Below are 17376 nucleotides of genomic sequence, written 5' to 3' on the forward strand. Positions count from 1 at the left end.
GGTCACCTTCTGCCTGTGGTAACTGTTAGGGACACAACACAACCACATAAGAAGAAAATGGCTGAAATCACAGACACCACTTCCCTTTCAACGGCAGGTAATCCTCCTGATGGCGACATCCAGTGGGTGCGCAGCGCATCGGATGTATCACACCTCGTTAATGACGGCTCTCAGGGCCGGGCAAACGCCCGTATCGTGGTCGGTATCGCGCTGGGCGGAATTTTCCTCGATGCCTACGATCTGGGCGCGCTGGCGTTCGGCATTAAAGACATCACCCGCGAATTTAACCTGACGCCCGCCGGTACCGGTATGGTGGCCTCGGCGATTACCTTTGGTGCCATTGTCGGGGCGCTGCTCGGCGGTTACCTCACGGATAAAATCGGGCGCTACCGCGTTTTTATGGCTGATATGGTGTTCTTCGTGGTGGCAGCCATCGCCTGTGCGCTGGCCCCGAACGAATATGTGCTCGCGGGTGCCCGCTTTGTGATGGGGCTGGGGGTCGGGATCGACCTTCCCGTGGCGATGGCGTTTTTAAGCGAGTTCGCCAGGCTGAAAGGGCCCGGAAATAAAGCCTCCAGCGTCGCCATGTGGTGCCCCACCTGGTATGCCGCCATCAGCATCTCCTACCTGCTGGTGCTGTTCTTCTACGCCGTGCTGCCGGAAAGCCACAGCGACTGGCTCTGGCGTTTGATTCTCGGCTTTGGCGCGGTGCCCGCGCTGGTGATTATCGCCATCCGCAGCCGCTATATGAGCGAATCTCCGGTCTGGGCGGCGAATCAGGGCAACCTGAAAGAGGCGGCGTCAATTTTACGCCAGTCGTATAACATCAATGCCCACGTGCAGCAGGACGCGCTCGGCCAGCCCGCACCTGTCGTGAATAAAGCGAAATGGTCAAACTATCTGAACCTGTTCCGCGGCATCTACTTGCGCCGCACGACGCTCGCCACGCTGCTGTCCGTCGTCTCGTCGTTTGCCTATAACGCCGTGGCGTTTGGCCTGCCGGTGATCATCTCCAGCTTCTTTGTCCAGTCAATGCTGACCACCATCCTGATTTCTCTGGTGCTTAACCTGCTGTTTGCCTTCGTCGGCGGACTGCTGGCGGTACGCTACGTGCCGCGCTTCGGCGCATGGCGAATGTCGCTTGCGGGTTATGCCTGCCAGCTTGTCGCATTGCTTGGCCTGGCGCTGATTGGCCGACCAGAAGGTGCCTCTGAAGGCGTGCTTGCCGTGGCGATGCTGGCGCTTTTCCTGTTCGGTCAGGGCTTCGGCCCGGGCGCGCATACCATGACGTTCGCCTCTCTGAGCTACCCGACCTCGCTGCGCGGCGTGGGCGTGGGTCTCAACCAGACGCTGATGCGCAGCAGCTCGACGCTGTCGCTGTTCCTGTTCCCGCTGCTGGTCGCGTCTCTCGACACCGCCGTGTTCTGGGTGATTGCGCTGGCGCCGTTTATCGGCCTGGCGTCACTGCTGGCGATCCGCTGGGAGCCGTCCGGGTATGATGTGGATGCGGAGGACTATCGGTAACGACACATTACTTCGGTGGGTTCACCCCACCGAAGGGTTCTTACAAATCGTCGAGCAGCGTTCGGGAGAGTTTTTTTAGCGTCTCAAGCTCATCGTCATTCATCCGCATGCTGCAGCGAATCTGGTCCGGCAATTCCATCACCCGTTTTTTCAGTTCTTTCGCCTTATCGGTCAGTACGACATTTTTCATCCTTTCATCACCCACAACCGCGATACGGTTGAGGAATCCTTTTGCCTCAAGCTTTTGTACAAGCGGGGTCAATGTGCCCGAATCAAAAAACGTCTTATCGCTGAGATCGCGAAGTGGGATGTTGTCTTTCTCATAAAGCGCCATCAACACAACGAATTGCGGATAGGTCAGATCCATCTCTTGCAGTAAGGGGCGATACTGGCGAACAAACGCGTTGGTGACCGAGTACAGCGAGAAGCAAAGTAAATCGTCTAGCGTTTTGTTTTCTTTCATTTTTCTATCAACTCCAAATCGGTTGCCTAAAAAAATTATAAATAATGTTTGACTAAAAGTATCTTGCGCGCAAGTATTACACCAACAACTAAGTAGCACACTACTTAATCATCTCATCCGATCAAATACGCTTAAAGAGGCACTACCATGAAAACACTCACCGCCATCCTGGTTTCTTCCGTCTTCGCGTCAGCCGCGGCATCCGCTCAAACCACCAATACCCCAACCCCGACCGCAGGCGTACAGGCATTTCTTAATGTTTTGAATTCCGGCAAGGGTAAGCCAATGGAACAGATGACCCCGCAGGAGGCCCGCCAGGTACTGATTGGCGCGCAGCAAGGCGCAAAACTGCCGCCCGCTCAGGTTTCTGAAAAAACGATCCAGGTAAATGGCCAGGCGATAAAACTGAAAATAGTGAAACCTGAAAACGCCAGCGGCACGCTCCCCGCCTTTATGTTCTTTCACGGCGGCGGTTGGGTGTTGGGTGACTTCCCTACCCACGAGCGCTTAATCCGCGACCTCGTTCGCGCTTCGGGTGCCGCTGCGGTTTACGTCGATTACACCCCGTCACCTGAGGCCCATTTCCCGGTGGCCATTAATCAGGCCTATGAAGCGACAAAATGGGTCGCCGAGCACGGTCAGGAAATTGGCGTGGACGGTAGCCGTCTGGGTCTGGTGGGTAACAGCGTCGGCGGCAACATGGTGGCTTCGGTGGCGCTGCAGGCCAAACAGTTCAATGGGCCAAAGATTCGCTACAACGTCATGCTCTGGCCGGTTACCGATGCGAACTTTGATACTGCCTCGTATAACCAGTTCGAAAATGGCTATTTCCTGTCGAAAAACATGATGAAATGGTTCTGGGATAACTACACCACCAGCGCTGCCGATCGCAACAATATCCTTGCCTCTCCGCTTCGCGCCAGCACCGCGCAGCTGAAAGGCTTCCCCGAGACGCTGATCCAGACGGCTGAGCTGGACGTTCTGCGGGATGAAGGTGAAGCATTCGGGCGTAAACTGGATGCGGCTGGCGTCCCGGTGACCGTCACGCGCTATAACGGCATGATCCACGACTACGGCCTGCTTAACCCGCTGAGCCAGGAGCCAACGGTTAAAGTTGCCCTTGAGCAGGCAGGTGCAGCGTTGCATGAACACCTGAAGTAGGATCGTCATTCTTAATACAGAGCACGGCCCCGGCCGTGCTTTTTTATTTCTCCTGCCTGGCCATCCATAAGCGACTCGTATGACAGGCTTCATTTCCGCCAGGGCATACTGAAACGTATCCCGATGGTGTGGAAATGGATGCAGCATGTTAGCAGCTCAGGTCACTGATAATACGTATAAAGGCTGGCAGGCGTCGCTTGCCCTGCAGTTTTGTCACACCCCTGAGAAAACCCTCCTGCACTCCGCCCACCACGTCGGGCCGCTCACCGTTCAACGTCCGTTTTACCCCGAAGGGGAAACCTGCCACCTTTACCTGCTGCACCCGCCCGGCGGGATTGTGGGCGGCGATACGCTGGACATTTCCGTTCGGCTGGACGCCAAAAGCCACGCGCTTATCACCATGCCCGGGGCGAGCAAGTTCTATCGCAGCAGCGGCCCGCAGGCGCGTCTTAACCAGCACTTTTACCTCGACGAAGATTCCACGCTGGAGTGGCTGCCGCAGGACACCATTATCTTCCCCGGCGCGAATGCCGCGCTGCATTCCGTCTTCCATCTGAAGGCCTCCAGCACGCTGCTGGCGTGGGAGCTGTACTGTCTGGGTCGCCCGGTGATCGGTGAGACCTTCAGCCACGGCACGCTGGAGAGCCGCCTTGAAATCTGGGTTGAAAACGAACCGCGCCTGATCGAGCGTCAGCATCTTAGCGACGGCGATCTCACGCCCGTCGCCGGACATCCGTGGCTTGGCACGCTGCTGTTCTATCCGGCCAAAGAAGAACATCTCGACGCGGTGCGCGAACGGCTCGCCCCGCTGGAAAATTATGCAGGTGCAACGCTCGCTGACGATCTGCTTTCGGTGCGTTTTCTCTCCGACGACAACCTGATTTGCCAGCGGGTGATGCGCGACATCTGGCAGTCGCTTCGCCCGCTTCTCACCACCAAAAACGCCTGTTCGCCGCGTATCTGGCAGACATAAGAGAAACGTTATGGAACTGACCCCCAGAGAAAAAGACAAGCTGTTGCTGTTCACCGCCGCGCTGGTTGCCGAACGCCGCCTTGCGCGCGGGGTAAAGCTCAATTACCCGGAATCGGTCGCGCTGATCAGCGCCTTCATTATGGAGGGCGCGCGCGATGGCGAAACCGTCGCCTCGCTGATGGAAGCGGGCCGCCACGTCCTGAGGCGCGACCAGGTAATGGAGGGCGTCCCGGAGATGATCCCGGATATTCAGGTCGAAGCCACCTTCCCGGACGGATCGAAGCTCGTCACCGTCCACAACCCGATCGTCTAAGGAGCGCGTGATGATCCCAGGTGAATACCAGATCCAGCCCGGAACGATTGCCCTCAACGTCGGGCGTGAAACCCAACGCGTGGTTGTCGAAAATCACGGCGACAGGCCGATCCAGGTCGGCTCGCACTACCACTTTTACGAGGTCAACCCGGCCCTGAAGTTCGACCGGGAAGCCACCAAAGGCTTCCGACTGAACATCCCGGCGGGCACCGCCGTGCGCTTTGAGCCCGGTCAGAAGCGGGAAGTGACGCTGGTTGAGGTCACCGGGGCGCAGCGCATTTTCGGTTTTCGCGGCGAGGTGATGGGAGAGGTGAAACATGGCTGAGATTTCACGCCGGGCTTATGCCGATATGTTCGGCCCCACTACCGGGGATAAAGTGCGGCTTGCCGACAGCGAGCTGTGGATCGAAGTGGAAGACGATCTCACGGTCTACGGCGAAGAGGTCAAGTTCGGCGGCGGAAAGGTGATCCGCGACGGCATGGGTCAGGGGCAGATGACCGCAGACGGCTGCGTGGATCTGGTTCTCACCAACGCGCTGATCGTCGATCACTGGGGGATCGTGAAGGCCGATATCGGCATCAAGAACGGGCGGATCTTCGCCGTCGGCAAAGCCGGGAACCCGGACATTCAGCCCGGCGTGACGATCCCGATTGGCGCGGCAACGGAGGTGATTGCCGCCGAGGGGAAGATCGTCACCGCCGGCGGGATCGACACCCACATCCACTGGATCTGCCCGCAGCAGGCGGAAGAAGCGCTGGTCTCCGGCGTCACCACCATGATCGGCGGCGGCACCGGACCGGCGGCGGGCACCAACGCCACCACCTGCACGCCGGGGCCGTGGTATATCGCCCGCATGCTGCAGGCTGCCGAAACGCTGCCGGTGAATATTGGCCTGCTCGGCAAAGGTAACGGCTCCAACCCGAACGCCCTGCGCGAACAAATCGCCGCGGGCGCCATCGGGCTGAAGATCCACGAAGACTGGGGCGCGACGCCCGCGGCAATTAACTGCTCGCTGGAGGTGGCTGACGAGATGGATATTCAGGTGGCGCTGCACAGCGACACGCTGAACGAGTCCGGTTTTGTCGAAGACACGCTGGCGGCAATCGCTGGGCGCACCATCCATACCTTCCACACTGAAGGCGCGGGCGGCGGCCACGCGCCGGATATCATCACCGCCTGCGCGCACCCGAATATTCTGCCCTCCTCCACCAACCCGACCTTGCCCTACACGGTGAACACCATCGACGAGCATCTCGACATGCTGATGGTTTGCCATCACCTCGATCCGGATATCGCCGAGGACGTGGCGTTTGCCGAATCCCGCATTCGCCGGGAGACCATCGCCGCGGAAGACGTGCTCCACGACATCGGCGCGTTCTCGCTCACCTCGTCAGATTCACAGGCGATGGGCCGCGTCGGGGAAGTGATTATCCGCACCTGGCAGGTGGCGCACCGCATGAAGGTCCAGCGCGGCGCGCTGCCGGACGAGACAGGCGATAACGACAACTTCCGCGTGAAGCGCTATGTCGCCAAATACACTATTAACCCGGCGCTCACCCACGGCATCGCCCATGAAGTCGGTTCGATTGAGGCGGGCAAGCTGGCGGATCTGGTGGTCTGGTCTCCGGCGTTCTTTGGCGTCAAACCCGCCACTATCGTCAAGGGCGGGATGATCGCCTGCGCGCCGATGGGCGATATCAACGCCTCGATCCCTACGCCGCAGCCGGTGCATTACCGCCCGATGTTTGGATCGCTGGGCGCCGCGCGCCACGCCACCCGAATGACGTTTATCTCGCAGGCCGCCAGTGCGAACGGCATCCCTCAGCAGCTCAACCTGAAGAGCGCCACCGCGGTGGTGAAAGGCTGCCGGACGGTGAAAAAGGCGGACATGATCCACAACGGCCTGCAGCCGAATATTACCGTCGACTCGCAAACCTACGAGGTGCGCGTCGACGGTGAACTGATAACCAGCGAACCGGCTGACGTTCTGCCGATGGCGCAACGCTATTTCCTGTTTTGAGGAGTGATGATGATCTATTTAACCCAACGTCTGGACCATGCCCACCCCGTCACCGCCAGCGTCACGTTGCCGATTGACGTACGGGTGAAAAGCCGCGCTCGCGTATCGCTGAACGACGGCCGCGAAGCCGGACTGATGCTGCCGCGCGGCCTGCTGCTGCGCGGGGGCGACCTGCTGACTACCGAAGACGGCAGCGAAGTTGTCGAGGTTATCGCCGCCCCGGAGTCGGTTTCCGTGGTGCGCTGCGCCGATCCGTTCCTGCTCGCCCGCGCCTGCTATCACCTGGGCAACCGCCACGTGCCGCTGCAGATCATGCCCGGCGAGCTGCGCTATCACCACGACCACGTTCTCGACGACATGCTGCGCCAGTTCGGGCTGGAAGTGGCCTACGCCAGCCTGCCGTTTGAACCGGAAGCGGGCGCTTACACCAGCGATGCCCATAGTCATAGCCACTCTCACGCCCATTCACATTAAGGATTAATCATGCGTAAGTATTTACCTCTGCTGCTTCTGGCCTTTTCCGTTCCGGCGCTCGCCCACCCCGGCCACGGCACCGACAGCTTTCAGGCCGGTTTTCTCCATCCGCTGACCGGGCTCGATCATCTGCTGATGCTGACCGGTGCGGGCGTGCTCTCTGCGCTGAGCGGACGCAAACTCCTGCTGCCGTTTGCCACCCTCGGGATGATGCTTGTCGGCGCCATTGCGGGCAGCCTGCTCGGCAGTTTTAGCGGTATGGAGATGCTGATTATCGCCTCGCTGGCGGTATCCGGCGTGATGATGTTTAAAACTGAAAACCGTCTGCTGCTGGCGGTGCCTGCCCTGGCGATGTTCCACGGCTGGGCGCACGGCGTGGAGATGTCCGGCCACAGCTTCTGGCTCTTCACCAGCGGCTTTATGCTCGCCAGCGCCACGGTGCTGTGCGCCAGCTTTGCCGCGGGGCTGCTGCTGCGCCGTCACGACGGCCTGCGTAAAACCTTCGGCGGCGGGCTGATCGTCTCTGCCCTGCTGGCGCTGATGAGCTGATGGAGCACGCCCGCCAGAGGCTGCGCCTGATGCAGCTCTCCAGCAGCAGCCTGCCGGTCGGGTCGTTTACCTGGTCGCAGGGGCTGGAATGGGCCGTTGAGGCAGGCTGGGTCACCAACGCCGACGCGTTCAAACGCTGGCAAATCCAGCAGATGGAGCAGAGCTTTTTCTGCGTCGACCTGCCGCTGTTTATTCGGCTATTCCGAGCCTGCGAGCAGCAGGATCTGCCGATGGCCAAACGCTGGACGGCATACCTTCTCGCCTGTCGGGAAACGCGCGAGCTGCGCGAAGAGGAGCGCAACCGCGGGGCGGCGTTTACGCGGCTGATTAAGAGCTGGGAACCTGACTGTCCGCCCGAATGGCTGCCGCTGTTTATGCAAAGCCAGCTCTGCGGCATGGCCTGGCTCGGCGTGCGCTGGGGCATTAGCGCGCGCGAGCTGGCGCTGAGCCTTGGCTACAGCTGGATAGAGAGCGCGGTGATGGCGGGCGTCAAGCTGGTGCCGTTTGGGCAACAGGCCGCGCAGCAGCTGATTATCGAACTGGGCGACCATTACGCCGCCGGGCTTGAACAGGCATTTTTGCTTAGCGACGACGCGCTGGGGGCAGCAACGCCGCTGTCCGCCATCGCTTCCGCGCGCCACGAAACCCAATATTCACGACTATTCCGTTCCTGAGGAGTCAACATGGCTGATTACAAACATCCCCTGCGCGTGGGCGTGGGCGGCCCGGTAGGGTCGGGCAAAACCGCGCTGCTGGAAGCGCTCTGCAAGGCGATGCGCGACACGTATCACCTTGCGGTGGTGACCAACGATATCTACACCAAAGAGGATCAGCGCATCCTGACCGAGGCGGGCGCGCTGGAGCCAGAACGCATCGTGGGCGTGGAGACGGGCGGCTGTCCGCATACCGCCATTCGTGAAGATGCGTCGATGAACCTGGCGGCGGTGGAGGCGTTAAGCGAGAAGTTCGGCAATCTGGATCTGATCTTCGTTGAAAGCGGCGGAGACAACCTGAGCGCGACGTTCAGCCCTGAGCTGGCGGATCTGACTATTTACGTGATCGACGTGGCCGAAGGGGAAAAAATCCCGCGCAAGGGCGGGCCGGGGATCACCAAATCCGATTTCCTGGTGATCAACAAAACCGACCTCGCGCCGTACGTCGGCGCGTCGCTGGAGGTAATGGAGCGCGATACCAACCGCATGCGCGGCGAGCGCCCGTGGACGTTTACCAACCTGAAGGCGGGTGACGGGTTAGCGACGATTATTGCGTTTCTGGAAGAGAAAGGGATGCTGCGGGTGTAATCAAACGATCCCCTCTCCCTTTGGGAGAGGGTTAGGGTGAGGAATTACGCCTCCGGTAGTTCCGCCAGCGGCCAGCGCGGACGCACGGACACGCTCAGGTCGGACGTTGCGCCCGCATTCAGGCGCACCATTCCCGCGTAAGCGATCATCGCGCCGTTGTCGGTGCAGAACTCCGGACGCGCATAGAACACTTCCCCGCGACGCTTTTGCATCATCTCGGCGAGCTTCGCGCGCAGCGTGCGGTTAGCGCTCACGCCACCGGCCATCACCAGACGCTTAAAGCCGGTCTGATCCAGCGCGCGCTTGCACTTGATCATCAGCGTGTCCACCACCGCATCTTCGAACGCGCGGGCGATATCGGCGCGGGTCTGCTCGCTGTCATCGTTATTGCGAATCGTATTCGCCGCGAAGGTTTTCAGCCCGGAGAAGCTGAAATCCAGCCCTGGACGGTCGGTCATCGGACGCGGGAAGACAAAGCGCCCTTCTGTTCCCTGCGACGCCATTTTGGACAGCATCGGGCCGCCCGGATAATCCAGGCCCAGCAGCTTGGCGGTTTTATCGAACGCTTCCCCGGCGGCGTCGTCGATCGATTCGCCCAGCAGCTCGTACTTGCCAATCCCCGTTACGCTAATCAGCTGCGTATGGCCACCGGAGACCAGCAGCGCCACAAACGGGAATTCAGGCGGATTCTCTTCCAGCATCGGCGCCAGAAGATGCCCTTCCATATGGTGAACCGGGATCGCCGGCACATCCCACGCAAACGCCAGCGAACGGCCAACCGTCGCGCCGACCAGCAGCGCGCCGACCAGGCCCGGGCCAGCGGTATACGCCACTGCATCAATCTCTTTTGCCGTTAATCCCGCTTCTTTCAGCGCCGCCTGAATCAGGGGAACCGTTTTACGCACGTGGTCACGAGAGGCCAGTTCAGGTACGACGCCGCCGTAGTCAGCGTGCAATTTCACCTGACTATACAGCTGGTTGGCCAGAAGTCCTTTTTCGTCGTCGTAAATGGCGATGCCGGTTTCATCGCAGGATGTTTCAATACCCAGTACACGCATGACTTGTTTTACCTCGTTTCAATACCGCGCAGTGTAGAGCCTGGGCGGGTTGATGTAAAACTTTGTTCGCCCCAGGAAGAAGGCTCGTGTATACTCCTCACCCTTATTAAAGTCCCTTTCAAAATCGCATCGGTGCTTTACAAAGCAGCAGCATTTGCAGTAAAATTCCGCACCATTTTGAAATAAGCTGGCGTTGATGCCAGCGGCAAACCGAATTTATTAAAGGTGAGAGTTACATGCCGGTAATTAAAGTACGTGAAAACGAGCCGTTCGACGTAGCACTGCGTCGCTTCAAACGTTCATGCGAGAAAGCAGGTGTTCTGGCTGAAGTTCGTCGTCGTGAGTTTTATGAAAAACCAACGACCGAACGTAAGCGCGCTAAAGCTTCCGCTGTGAAACGTCACGCGAAGAAACTGGCTCGCGAAAACGCACGCCGTACTCGTCTGTACTAATTGGTTGAGGGCCTCAGCCCTCAATTGACAGACAGAGTAATAGTCGTAAGGCCGTGCTTCCGGAAGGAATGCGCGGCTTGTTTTCGTTTATAAGTCGCTTAAAATTTTGGGGCATATGGCCGGAAGAATCCCACGCGTTTTCATCAATGACCTGCTTGCCAGAACCGACATCGTCGATCTCATCGACGCGCGGGTAAAGCTGAAAAAACAGGGCAAGAACTACCATGCGTGCTGTCCGTTCCATAACGAAAAAACCCCCTCCTTCACCGTAAACGGTGAAAAGCAGTTTTACCATTGCTTCGGCTGTGGTGCTCACGGTAATGCCGTTGATTTTTTAATGAACTACGACAAGCTCGAGTTTGTTGAAACCGTCGAAGAGCTGGCGGCAATGCATAATCTTGAAGTGCCGTATGAAGCAGGCAGTGGGCCAAGTCAGATCGAGCGCCATCAACGGCAAACGCTGTATCAACTGATGGATGGCCTGAATTCGTTTTACCAACAGTCTCTTAAGCAATCTGCGGCTGAGCCTGCGCGTCAGTATCTGAACAAGCGCGGACTGAGCGACGATGTCATTGCGCGTTTCGCTATTGGTTACGCCCCGCCCGGCTGGGACAACGTGTTAAAGCGTTTTGGCGGCAATAGCGAAGATCGTAAGTCTCTCATCGATGCAGGCATGCTGGTCACCAACGACCAGGGACGAAGCTACGACCGCTTCCGCGAACGGGTGATGTTCCCAATCCGCGACAAGCGAGGCCGGGTAATTGGTTTTGGTGGTCGCGTGCTGGGTGATGCCCTGCCGAAGTACCTCAACTCCCCGGAAACCGATATTTTCCATAAGGGCCGCCAGCTGTACGGTCTTTATGAGGCGCAGCAGGATAACGCGGAACCTCCGCGTCTTCTGGTCGTCGAAGGCTATATGGACGTCGTGGCGCTGGCGCAGTACGACATCAACTACGCGGTTGCGTCGTTAGGTACGTCCACCACCGCCGATCATATTCAACTGCTGTTCCGGGTGACCAACAACGTCATCTGCTGTTACGACGGTGACCGCGCAGGACGCGACGCCGCCTGGCGTGCGCTGGAAACCGCGCTACCCTATATGACCGACGGACGCCAGCTGCGCTTTATGTTCCTGCCCGACGGTGAAGACCCGGATACGTTGGTGCGTAAAGAGGGCAAAGCGGCGTTTGAAGCGCGGATGGAGCAGGCTCAGCCGCTCTCCACGTTTTTGTTTAACAGCCTGATGCCGCAGGTCGATCTGAGTACCCCTGACGGGCGCGCGCAGCTCAGTACGCTGGCGCTGCCGTTAATCAGCCAGGTGCCCGGCGAAACGCTGCGCATCTATCTGCGTCAGGAGTTAGGCAACAAGCTCGGCATTCTGGATGACAGCCAGCTTGAACGTTTAATGCCAAAACAGGCTGAAAACGGTGCGGTTCGCCCCGCGCCTCAGCTAAAACGCACAACCATGCGTATACTGATAGGGTTGCTGGTCCAAAACCCCGAGCTCGCACCGCAGGTGCCGTCGCTGGCGGGTTTAAACCACGAAAAACTGCCCGGACTTGGCTTATTTTCAGAACTGGTCAACACGTGTTTGTCTCAGCCAGGTCTGACCACCGGACAACTTTTAGAGCATTATCGCGGCACAAAAGAGGCCGCTACCCTTGAAAAATTGTCGATGTGGGACGATATAGCAGATAAGGACATTGCAGAAAAAACGTTCACCGACTCACTCAACCATATGTTTGATTCGATGCTTGAGCTGCGCCAGGAAGAGTTGATTGCTCGCGAGCGCACACACGGTTTAAGCAGCGAAGAACGCCGGGAGCTCTGGATGATTAACCAGGAACTGGCGAAGAAATAAAAAATTTAACGGCTTAAGTGCCGAATATCGATCGGGAAGCCCCCGGCAGCCGCACTGAGAGGCAGCGGCAAAAATATAAGTACGCCCTCGCTTTAAAGGTTGGCAGCCCCATCGCCGACACCAATCAAACGAATTAAGTGTGGATACCGTCTTATGGAGCAAAACCCGCAGTCACAGCTGAAACTTCTTGTCCAACGTGGTAAGGAGCAAGGCTATCTGACCTATGCCGAGGTCAATGACCATCTGCCGGAAGATATCGTCGATTCAGATCAAATCGAAGATATCATCCAAATGATCAATGACATGGGCATTCAGGTGATGGAAGAAGCACCGGATGCCGATGATCTGTTGCTGGCTGAAACCTCCAACAACACTGACGAAGATGCGGAAGAAGCTGCTGCACAGGTACTGTCCAGCGTGGAATCTGAAATCGGGCGTACCACTGACCCGGTCCGCATGTACATGCGCGAAATGGGTACCGTTGAACTGTTGACCCGCGAAGGCGAAATTGACATCGCAAAACGCATCGAAGACGGGATCAACCAGGTTCAGTGCTCTGTTGCCGAGTACCCGGAAGCGATCACCTATCTGCTGGAGCAGTACGATCGCGTTGAAGCGGAAGAAGCGCGCCTGTCTGACCTGATTACCGGTTTTGTCGACCCGAACGCTGAAGAAGATATGGCTCCTACCGCCACTCACGTCGGTTCTGAACTGTCTCAGGAAGAGATGGATGATGACGAAGACGAAGATGAGGAAGAGAGCGATGACGACACCGCGGACGATGACAACAGCATCGACCCGGAGCTGGCGCGTGAGAAGTTTGCCGAGCTGCGTACCCAGTACGAAGTAACGCGTGACACCATCAAAGCGAAAGGCCGCAGCCATGCCGCCGCTCAGGAAGAGATCCTGAAGCTGTCAGAAGTATTCAAACAGTTCCGCCTGGTGCCAAAACAGTTCGACTACCTGGTGAACAGCATGCGCGTGATGATGGATCGCGTACGTACCCAGGAACGCATCATCATGAAGCTGTGCGTTGAGCAGTGCAAAATGCCGAAGAAGAACTTCATCACCCTCTTCACCGGCAACGAAACCAGCGAAACCTGGTTCAACGCGGCTATCGCGATGAACAAGCCGTGGTCTGAAAAACTGCACGACGTGAAGGACGATGTGCATCGCGGCCTGCAGAAACTGCATCAGATTGAAGAAGAGACCGGCCTGACCATCGAGCAGGTTAAAGACATCAACCGTCGTATGTCCATCGGTGAAGCGAAAGCCCGCCGTGCGAAGAAAGAGATGGTTGAAGCTAACTTGCGTCTGGTTATCTCTATCGCCAAGAAATACACCAACCGTGGCCTGCAGTTCCTGGATCTGATTCAGGAAGGCAACATCGGTCTGATGAAAGCGGTAGATAAGTTTGAATACCGTCGTGGTTACAAGTTCTCCACCTACGCAACCTGGTGGATCCGTCAGGCTATCACCCGCTCTATCGCGGATCAGGCGCGCACCATCCGTATTCCGGTGCATATGATTGAGACCATCAACAAGCTCAACCGTATTTCCCGCCAGATGCTGCAGGAGATGGGCCGCGAGCCGACGCCGGAAGAGCTGGCCGAGCGCATGCTGATGCCGGAAGACAAGATCCGTAAAGTGCTGAAGATCGCCAAAGAGCCAATCTCAATGGAAACACCAATCGGTGATGATGAAGATTCGCATCTGGGTGATTTCATCGAGGATACCACCCTCGAGCTGCCGCTGGATTCTGCCACTACCGAGAGCCTGCGCGCTGCGACGCACGACGTTCTGGCCGGCCTGACCGCCCGTGAAGCAAAAGTCCTGCGTATGCGTTTCGGTATTGATATGAACACCGACCACACGCTGGAAGAAGTGGGTAAACAGTTCGACGTTACCCGCGAACGTATCCGTCAGATCGAAGCGAAGGCGCTGCGTAAGCTGCGTCATCCAAGCCGCTCTGAAGTGCTGCGTAGCTTCCTGGACGACTAATCTGTCCTGACAGTGAAAAAGCTCCCAATCGGGAGCTTTTTTTTGTGAACTCTCTCTCCCTGTGAGAGAGGGTCAGGGTGAGGGCATCAGGCCGCAGAGGATTACAGCCCCCGCACCATCAGCGCCTCATCCAGCTCGCGATACGCCTCCACCAGCTTATCCAGCGTTGCTCTGTTGAGCCCGCTCGGGTTCGGCAGCACCCACACCTGCGTCACACCGATAGTAATGTTCTGCTTACCCCACTTAGCCCCGCGCTGGCTAAACGCCTGCTCGTAGGCCTGCTTGCCGAGGATCGCCAGCGCGGCCGGCTGGTAGTCTTCAATTTTCTTCACCAGCTCCCGCCCGCCGCTGCGCAGCTCATGCAGGTTGACCTCACTTGCCTGCACCGTAGGCCGCTCGACCAGCATGGTAATTCCACAGCGCGTGTCCAGCAAATGCTGTTCCTCTTCGGGCTTGAGTAGCCTGTCGGTAAACCCGGCCTGGTAGATCACCTTCCAGAAGCGATTCCCCGGATGGGCAAAGTGAAAACCGGTGTGCGCCGAGGACTTACCCGGGTTGATTCCGCAGAACACCACCCGCAGGCCTGGGGCCAGAATATCGTTGATCATCTCTACTCCCGCTTGATACATCGTCAGGGAAGTATAAAGGATTGATTATGCGTTGTTTATAAAAACAGCAGGCAGGTGTGAATGGCTGGATTGCTGCGGGGAGTTACTTTATAATTCACCGCCACGGCCCCTTAGCTCAGTGGTTAGAGCAGGCGACTCATAATCGCTTGGTCGCTGGTTCAAGTCCAGCAGGGGCCACCAATTTTTTTTTAGAATCATATAATTAAGCCACTCGACTGAGTGGCTTTTTTATTGGTTTTTTTGAGCAGCTAACCGTGGTTCAGCGAAGCCGTTTGGACACGCTCAGAGGCGCCAGGGGTCGCAATCAGGCGCTCCACGGACTCCATCGTCACGAACGTACAGCTGCAGTCCACATTGGTGCACTGGTGATAGCGCTCTTTGGTATTTTCACTTAGATAGCGACTGGTACGCGCATGCGCAGAGTGCTTGCACTTAGGACAATGAAACATGTACCCCTCCATTTAATTCACATTTTGTGAATTAATAATACCCAAAATAAAACCAATAGCAACTACATTACTCACTATCAACAGTAAATTTTTCGTCGCTGACGTTCAGCTCAAGCTTAAGCTGCGTGGTAAATCCGCTATCGTTGAGGGTATGCACCACCTCGCTGATGATCCACGCCTGCTCGTCGATGACGCGTTTAAAACCGTTTACCAGCACCGGCGTTTCAGGGAACAGATCGGCGCGTCCCAGCGCAAGCTGGATGGAAAACTCTACGGTTCCCCGCTGAAGCGCGCGCCACTTCGCCTCTGCGGCCCTGAGCGCCTGCTCTTCAGAAGCATAAACCGTAGTGAGCTCAAATACGTTTTCCGCCGATCCCACCAGCCTCTCTTGCGGTTTCTGCTCCTTGCCTCCTGCTCCCGCTACCGGTGCGGCGGCATCCGGGTGCTGCAGTGCTTCTGTCTGCTGCCCTCCGGACTGATGATTAATACTCAATTGAGGATTTTGTTGTTTGGGGTCACGCGTTTGCAGCCATTTGGCCGTTACGCCGGAATAATTTTCACGGTCAGCGACGGAAAAAAGGTGCCGATCGCCATCCCCACGCTCAATCATCATTAAGGAAAGCGGAGTGCCGCTGGCCGTCACGGCCTGGCCCGCTTTCATAAAGATAATCTTCCCGGCTTTGATTGAAACAAATGCTCCATTACGTTCAGCAAGGCGGGAGAGGAACGCCGCGTCAGTCTCCTGAGACTGGTCAATATGAGAGATGGCGATGGATGCAAGCCCCGCCGCGACGCTGGCGGTCAACTGGTTACGCTGAGCAATGGTATCGACTATCGCGCCAATCGTCGTGTCATGCCAAGACTGTTCGCGCCGCACGTTTAGCTTCCCACGAAAATCTGCGCTGCATCCCCGGATGGTCAGCGTGTCCGGCGCACCCCGGAATTCAATCGCATCTATCGTAAAGTCCCCTTTCGGCTGGAGCGGGGTTCCCTCCCATCCCAGCCATAAGGACAGCCTTGCCCCCCGGGCAGGCAAGTCCAGCAGCCCGTCGGAATCATCCAGCAGAATATCCAGCTGATCGGCTTCCAGCCCCCGTTTGTCGGTCATGGTCAGGCTGATAAGACGATGGCTGAAATTTTGCGTGATATCACGATCGTCAAGCTTAAGCATAAAATCAGGGGCGATTTTTCCACCCGCCCGGATATTCATTTCGGCGATCATCCCACCAGCCCTCCAATGCTATTCCGTGCGCTTTCCACCAGCTCTGAGGCCTGCGTTCGCAGGTCGCCAAACGTCGTCATCAGCGATTCGTCCACGCGTTTTAGCGACAGGGTAAACTCAATTTTTCGGGCGGTACCGTCACTGTAAAAATCCGAATGCGTGTGCGTGACTTTATCAATGATAAACATGCCGTGAATGATGCCGGTACCGTCTATCAACGGCCATGCCCTCCCTTCATTTGCCATCAGCTCAACCGCCTTGAGGGAAAGCCGCCCTCCCGTGAGTTCCGGGTAAAGTAAGCCGGAGAGGCTAAAGGATGTCTCACCTTCGCCAAGGTACTGCCAGGCTTTGGGTTTCCCGATGCGAGCGCTGGATGCCCAGCGGTAGTCTTTTGTGAATATCATTGACTGATAGGGTAAGGTTCGTCGCTCAAAGACAAACAGACCCAGCACCATTAACATTTTCTCTCTCCTCAACTATACATAAAGCTGGATTGCTGCCGTCTCGCTTTATCCTGTTCAATATTATCTATCGTCTCCCGGATTTGACGCGTCAGATCCGTTCCGGAGGCCGTGCCCCCCTGCAGCGTGATGTTATATTCGCTTTTACTCTGATCGACGTAAGAGCGTCCTCCAGTAGCGATGGTCGGCTGATACTCCAGGCTGCCGCCAGAGATCCCCGCGCCTGGAATATAAGCGCTGCCCGACGGTGAGGATGCCGCTTCTGCTTTTGCCGCAGCGGCGTCGAGATCGCCCGACTCGTTTTTGATAATGCCGAGCTTCTCCAGCAGCCAGCTGGCCTTGCCGCTCAGGCTATTAAAGAGATCAAGCGGTGCCATTAACGCATCGCCCAGCGCCTGACCAAAAATCACGCCAGCGTTTTTACAGCCATCCAGCGTTTCCTGCGTCGCCTTGATCGGCGTAAT

Annotated in this window: 19 protein-coding genes, 1 tRNA gene and 1 pseudogene; 14 read left to right on the top strand and 7 right to left on the bottom strand. The window is 57.4% G+C overall.

The window, feature by feature from the left end; genetic code table 11:
- Positions 1-57 precede the first annotated feature (57 nt).
- Complete coding sequence (locus ACOTZB_RS17555) at positions 58-1524, top strand: MFS transporter (protein WP_421627942.1); 1467 nt, start codon at positions 58-60, stop codon at positions 1522-1524.
- 40 nt (positions 1525-1564) lie between these two features.
- Here the strand turns inward: ACOTZB_RS17555 and ACOTZB_RS17560 are convergent, their stop codons facing one another.
- A complete protein-coding gene (locus ACOTZB_RS17560; protein ID WP_126329317.1) occupies positions 1565-1987 on the bottom strand; it encodes a MarR family winged helix-turn-helix transcriptional regulator in 423 nt (140 codons plus the stop codon).
- 147 nt (positions 1988-2134) lie between these two features.
- On the opposite strand from ACOTZB_RS17560, the gene ACOTZB_RS17565 reads away from it, so the two are divergent.
- The 9 genes from ACOTZB_RS17565 to ureG all read left to right on the top strand — a co-directional run bounded on the left by ACOTZB_RS17565 (position 2135) and on the right by ureG (position 8779).
- On the top strand, positions 2135-3148 hold the full coding sequence (locus ACOTZB_RS17565; RefSeq protein WP_045404053.1) for an alpha/beta hydrolase: 1014 nt from the start codon (positions 2135-2137) through the stop codon (positions 3146-3148).
- Positions 3149-3293: 145 nt separating this feature from the next.
- Positions 3294-4121, top strand: coding sequence for an urease accessory protein UreD (locus ACOTZB_RS17570; protein ID WP_421627944.1), 828 nt, complete (start codon positions 3294-3296; stop codon positions 4119-4121).
- Positions 4122-4131: 10 nt separating this feature from the next.
- The gene (locus ACOTZB_RS17575; protein ID WP_006811999.1) at positions 4132-4434 is read left to right on the top strand and encodes an urease subunit gamma; all 303 of its coding nucleotides are present in this window, start codon (positions 4132-4134) and stop codon (positions 4432-4434) included.
- 10 nt (positions 4435-4444) lie between these two features.
- Positions 4445-4759, top strand: coding sequence for an urease subunit beta (locus ACOTZB_RS17580; protein WP_421627946.1), 315 nt, complete (start codon positions 4445-4447; stop codon positions 4757-4759).
- Positions 4752-6455: an urease subunit alpha gene (gene ureC / locus ACOTZB_RS17585; RefSeq protein ID WP_421627947.1), complete on the top strand. Its 1704-nt coding sequence runs from the start codon at positions 4752-4754 to the stop codon at positions 6453-6455. Before ACOTZB_RS17580 ends, ureC begins: the two co-directional genes overlap by 8 nt.
- A gap of 9 nt (positions 6456-6464) precedes the next feature.
- Complete coding sequence (ureE, locus tag ACOTZB_RS17590; protein WP_421627959.1) at positions 6465-6929, top strand: urease accessory protein UreE; 465 nt, start codon at positions 6465-6467, stop codon at positions 6927-6929.
- 9 nt (positions 6930-6938) lie between these two features.
- On the top strand, positions 6939-7478 hold the full coding sequence (locus ACOTZB_RS17595; RefSeq protein ID WP_059347631.1) for a HupE/UreJ family protein: 540 nt from the start codon (positions 6939-6941) through the stop codon (positions 7476-7478).
- Positions 7478-8152: an urease accessory protein UreF gene (locus ACOTZB_RS17600; RefSeq protein ID WP_421627950.1), complete on the top strand. Its 675-nt coding sequence runs from the start codon at positions 7478-7480 to the stop codon at positions 8150-8152. Before ACOTZB_RS17595 ends, ACOTZB_RS17600 begins: the two co-directional genes overlap by 1 nt.
- A gap of 9 nt (positions 8153-8161) precedes the next feature.
- Positions 8162-8779 carry an urease accessory protein UreG gene (gene ureG, locus ACOTZB_RS17605; RefSeq protein WP_014071813.1) on the top strand — a complete coding sequence of 206 codons (618 nt, stop codon included), beginning with the start codon at positions 8162-8164 and terminating at the stop codon, positions 8777-8779.
- Positions 8780-8823: 44 nt separating this feature from the next.
- On the opposite strand, the gene tsaD is transcribed toward ureG, so the two are convergent.
- Positions 8824-9837, bottom strand: a complete 1014-nt coding sequence (gene tsaD / locus ACOTZB_RS17610) for a tRNA (adenosine(37)-N6)-threonylcarbamoyltransferase complex transferase subunit TsaD (protein WP_032650276.1) — start codon at positions 9835-9837, stop codon at positions 8824-8826.
- Positions 9838-10073: 236 nt separating this feature from the next.
- On the opposite strand from tsaD, the gene rpsU reads away from it, so the two are divergent.
- The 3 genes from rpsU (at position 10074) to rpoD (ending at position 14151) form a co-directional block, all read left to right on the top strand.
- On the top strand, positions 10074-10289 hold the full coding sequence (rpsU, locus tag ACOTZB_RS17615; RefSeq protein WP_001144069.1) for a 30S ribosomal protein S21: 216 nt from the start codon (positions 10074-10076) through the stop codon (positions 10287-10289).
- Between the two features lie 115 nt (positions 10290-10404).
- Entirely contained in the window at positions 10405-12150 is a 1746-nt protein-coding gene (dnaG, locus tag ACOTZB_RS17620) for a DNA primase (protein ID WP_047650069.1), read from the top strand.
- A gap of 153 nt (positions 12151-12303) precedes the next feature.
- On the top strand, positions 12304-14151 hold the full coding sequence (rpoD, locus tag ACOTZB_RS17625; RefSeq protein ID WP_023309228.1) for an RNA polymerase sigma factor RpoD: 1848 nt from the start codon (positions 12304-12306) through the stop codon (positions 14149-14151).
- 101 nt (positions 14152-14252) lie between these two features.
- Here rpoD and mug read toward each other — a convergent pair whose 3' ends face one another.
- Positions 14253-14759 (bottom strand): G/U mismatch-specific DNA glycosylase, encoded by a 507-nt coding sequence (mug, locus tag ACOTZB_RS17630; RefSeq protein ID WP_006812011.1) that lies wholly within the window; start codon positions 14757-14759, stop codon positions 14253-14255.
- A 125-nt stretch (positions 14760-14884) separates the two neighbouring features.
- Between mug and ACOTZB_RS17635 the strand changes: the two genes are divergently transcribed.
- Positions 14885-14960, top strand: a tRNA-Ile gene (locus ACOTZB_RS17635).
- Between the two features lie 68 nt (positions 14961-15028).
- Here the strand turns inward: ACOTZB_RS17635 and ACOTZB_RS17640 are convergent.
- From ACOTZB_RS17640 to ACOTZB_RS17655, 4 genes and pseudogenes are all read right to left on the bottom strand, one after another.
- Positions 15029-15229: an ogr/Delta-like zinc finger family protein gene (locus ACOTZB_RS17640; protein ID WP_023309230.1), complete on the bottom strand. Its 201-nt coding sequence runs from the start codon at positions 15227-15229 to the stop codon at positions 15029-15031.
- Positions 15230-15296: 67 nt separating this feature from the next.
- Positions 15297-16451 carry a phage late control D family protein gene (locus tag ACOTZB_RS17645; RefSeq protein ID WP_421627953.1) on the bottom strand — a complete coding sequence of 385 codons (1155 nt, stop codon included), beginning with the start codon at positions 16449-16451 and terminating at the stop codon, positions 15297-15299.
- Positions 16448-16912, bottom strand: a complete 465-nt coding sequence (locus ACOTZB_RS17650) for a phage tail protein (protein ID WP_029741758.1) — start codon at positions 16910-16912, stop codon at positions 16448-16450. The genes ACOTZB_RS17645 and ACOTZB_RS17650 overlap by 4 nt, the downstream gene beginning before the upstream one ends.
- Positions 16913-16923: 11 nt before the next feature.
- A pseudogene (locus tag ACOTZB_RS17655) lies at positions 16924-17376 on the bottom strand (phage tail tape measure protein); the annotation flags it as partial.

This window comes from Enterobacter cloacae complex sp. SHL020 (assembly GCF_049236945.1).
GTDB classification, from domain to species: domain Bacteria; phylum Pseudomonadota; class Gammaproteobacteria; order Enterobacterales; family Enterobacteriaceae; genus Enterobacter; species Enterobacter dykesii.

Excerpts from the sequence above, each read along its gene's own strand:
- ACOTZB_RS17575 (WP_006811999.1), top strand. The coding sequence starts at position 4,132 with ATGGAACTGACCCCCAGAGAAAAAGACAAGCTGTTGCTGTTCACCGCC.
- ureC (WP_421627947.1), top strand. The coding sequence starts at position 4,752 with ATGGCTGAGATTTCACGCCGGGCTTATGCCGATATGTTCGGCCCCACT.
- ACOTZB_RS17640 (WP_023309230.1), bottom strand. The coding sequence starts at position 15,229 with ATGTTTCATTGTCCTAAGTGCAAGCACTCTGCGCATGCGCGTACCAGT.
- ACOTZB_RS17560 (WP_126329317.1), bottom strand. The coding sequence starts at position 1,987 with ATGAAAGAAAACAAAACGCTAGACGATTTACTTTGCTTCTCGCTGTAC.
- ACOTZB_RS17650 (WP_029741758.1), bottom strand. The coding sequence starts at position 16,912 with ATGTTAATGGTGCTGGGTCTGTTTGTCTTTGAGCGACGAACCTTACCC.
- ACOTZB_RS17565 (WP_045404053.1), top strand. The coding sequence starts at position 2,135 with ATGAAAACACTCACCGCCATCCTGGTTTCTTCCGTCTTCGCGTCAGCC.
- ACOTZB_RS17570 (WP_421627944.1), top strand. The coding sequence starts at position 3,294 with ATGTTAGCAGCTCAGGTCACTGATAATACGTATAAAGGCTGGCAGGCG.
- ACOTZB_RS17645 (WP_421627953.1), bottom strand. The coding sequence starts at position 16,451 with ATGATCGCCGAAATGAATATCCGGGCGGGTGGAAAAATCGCCCCTGAT.
- rpoD (WP_023309228.1), top strand. The coding sequence starts at position 12,304 with ATGGAGCAAAACCCGCAGTCACAGCTGAAACTTCTTGTCCAACGTGGT.
- rpsU (WP_001144069.1), top strand. The coding sequence starts at position 10,074 with ATGCCGGTAATTAAAGTACGTGAAAACGAGCCGTTCGACGTAGCACTG.
- mug (WP_006812011.1), bottom strand. The coding sequence starts at position 14,759 with ATGATCAACGATATTCTGGCCCCAGGCCTGCGGGTGGTGTTCTGCGGA.
- ureG (WP_014071813.1), top strand. The coding sequence starts at position 8,162 with ATGGCTGATTACAAACATCCCCTGCGCGTGGGCGTGGGCGGCCCGGTA.
- ACOTZB_RS17555 (WP_421627942.1), top strand. The coding sequence starts at position 58 with ATGGCTGAAATCACAGACACCACTTCCCTTTCAACGGCAGGTAATCCT.
- dnaG (WP_047650069.1), top strand. The coding sequence starts at position 10,405 with ATGGCCGGAAGAATCCCACGCGTTTTCATCAATGACCTGCTTGCCAGA.
- ACOTZB_RS17595 (WP_059347631.1), top strand. The coding sequence starts at position 6,939 with ATGCGTAAGTATTTACCTCTGCTGCTTCTGGCCTTTTCCGTTCCGGCG.
- tsaD (WP_032650276.1), bottom strand. The coding sequence starts at position 9,837 with ATGCGTGTACTGGGTATTGAAACATCCTGCGATGAAACCGGCATCGCC.
- ureE (WP_421627959.1), top strand. The coding sequence starts at position 6,465 with ATGATCTATTTAACCCAACGTCTGGACCATGCCCACCCCGTCACCGCC.
- ACOTZB_RS17600 (WP_421627950.1), top strand. The coding sequence starts at position 7,478 with ATGGAGCACGCCCGCCAGAGGCTGCGCCTGATGCAGCTCTCCAGCAGC.
- ACOTZB_RS17580 (WP_421627946.1), top strand. The coding sequence starts at position 4,445 with ATGATCCCAGGTGAATACCAGATCCAGCCCGGAACGATTGCCCTCAAC.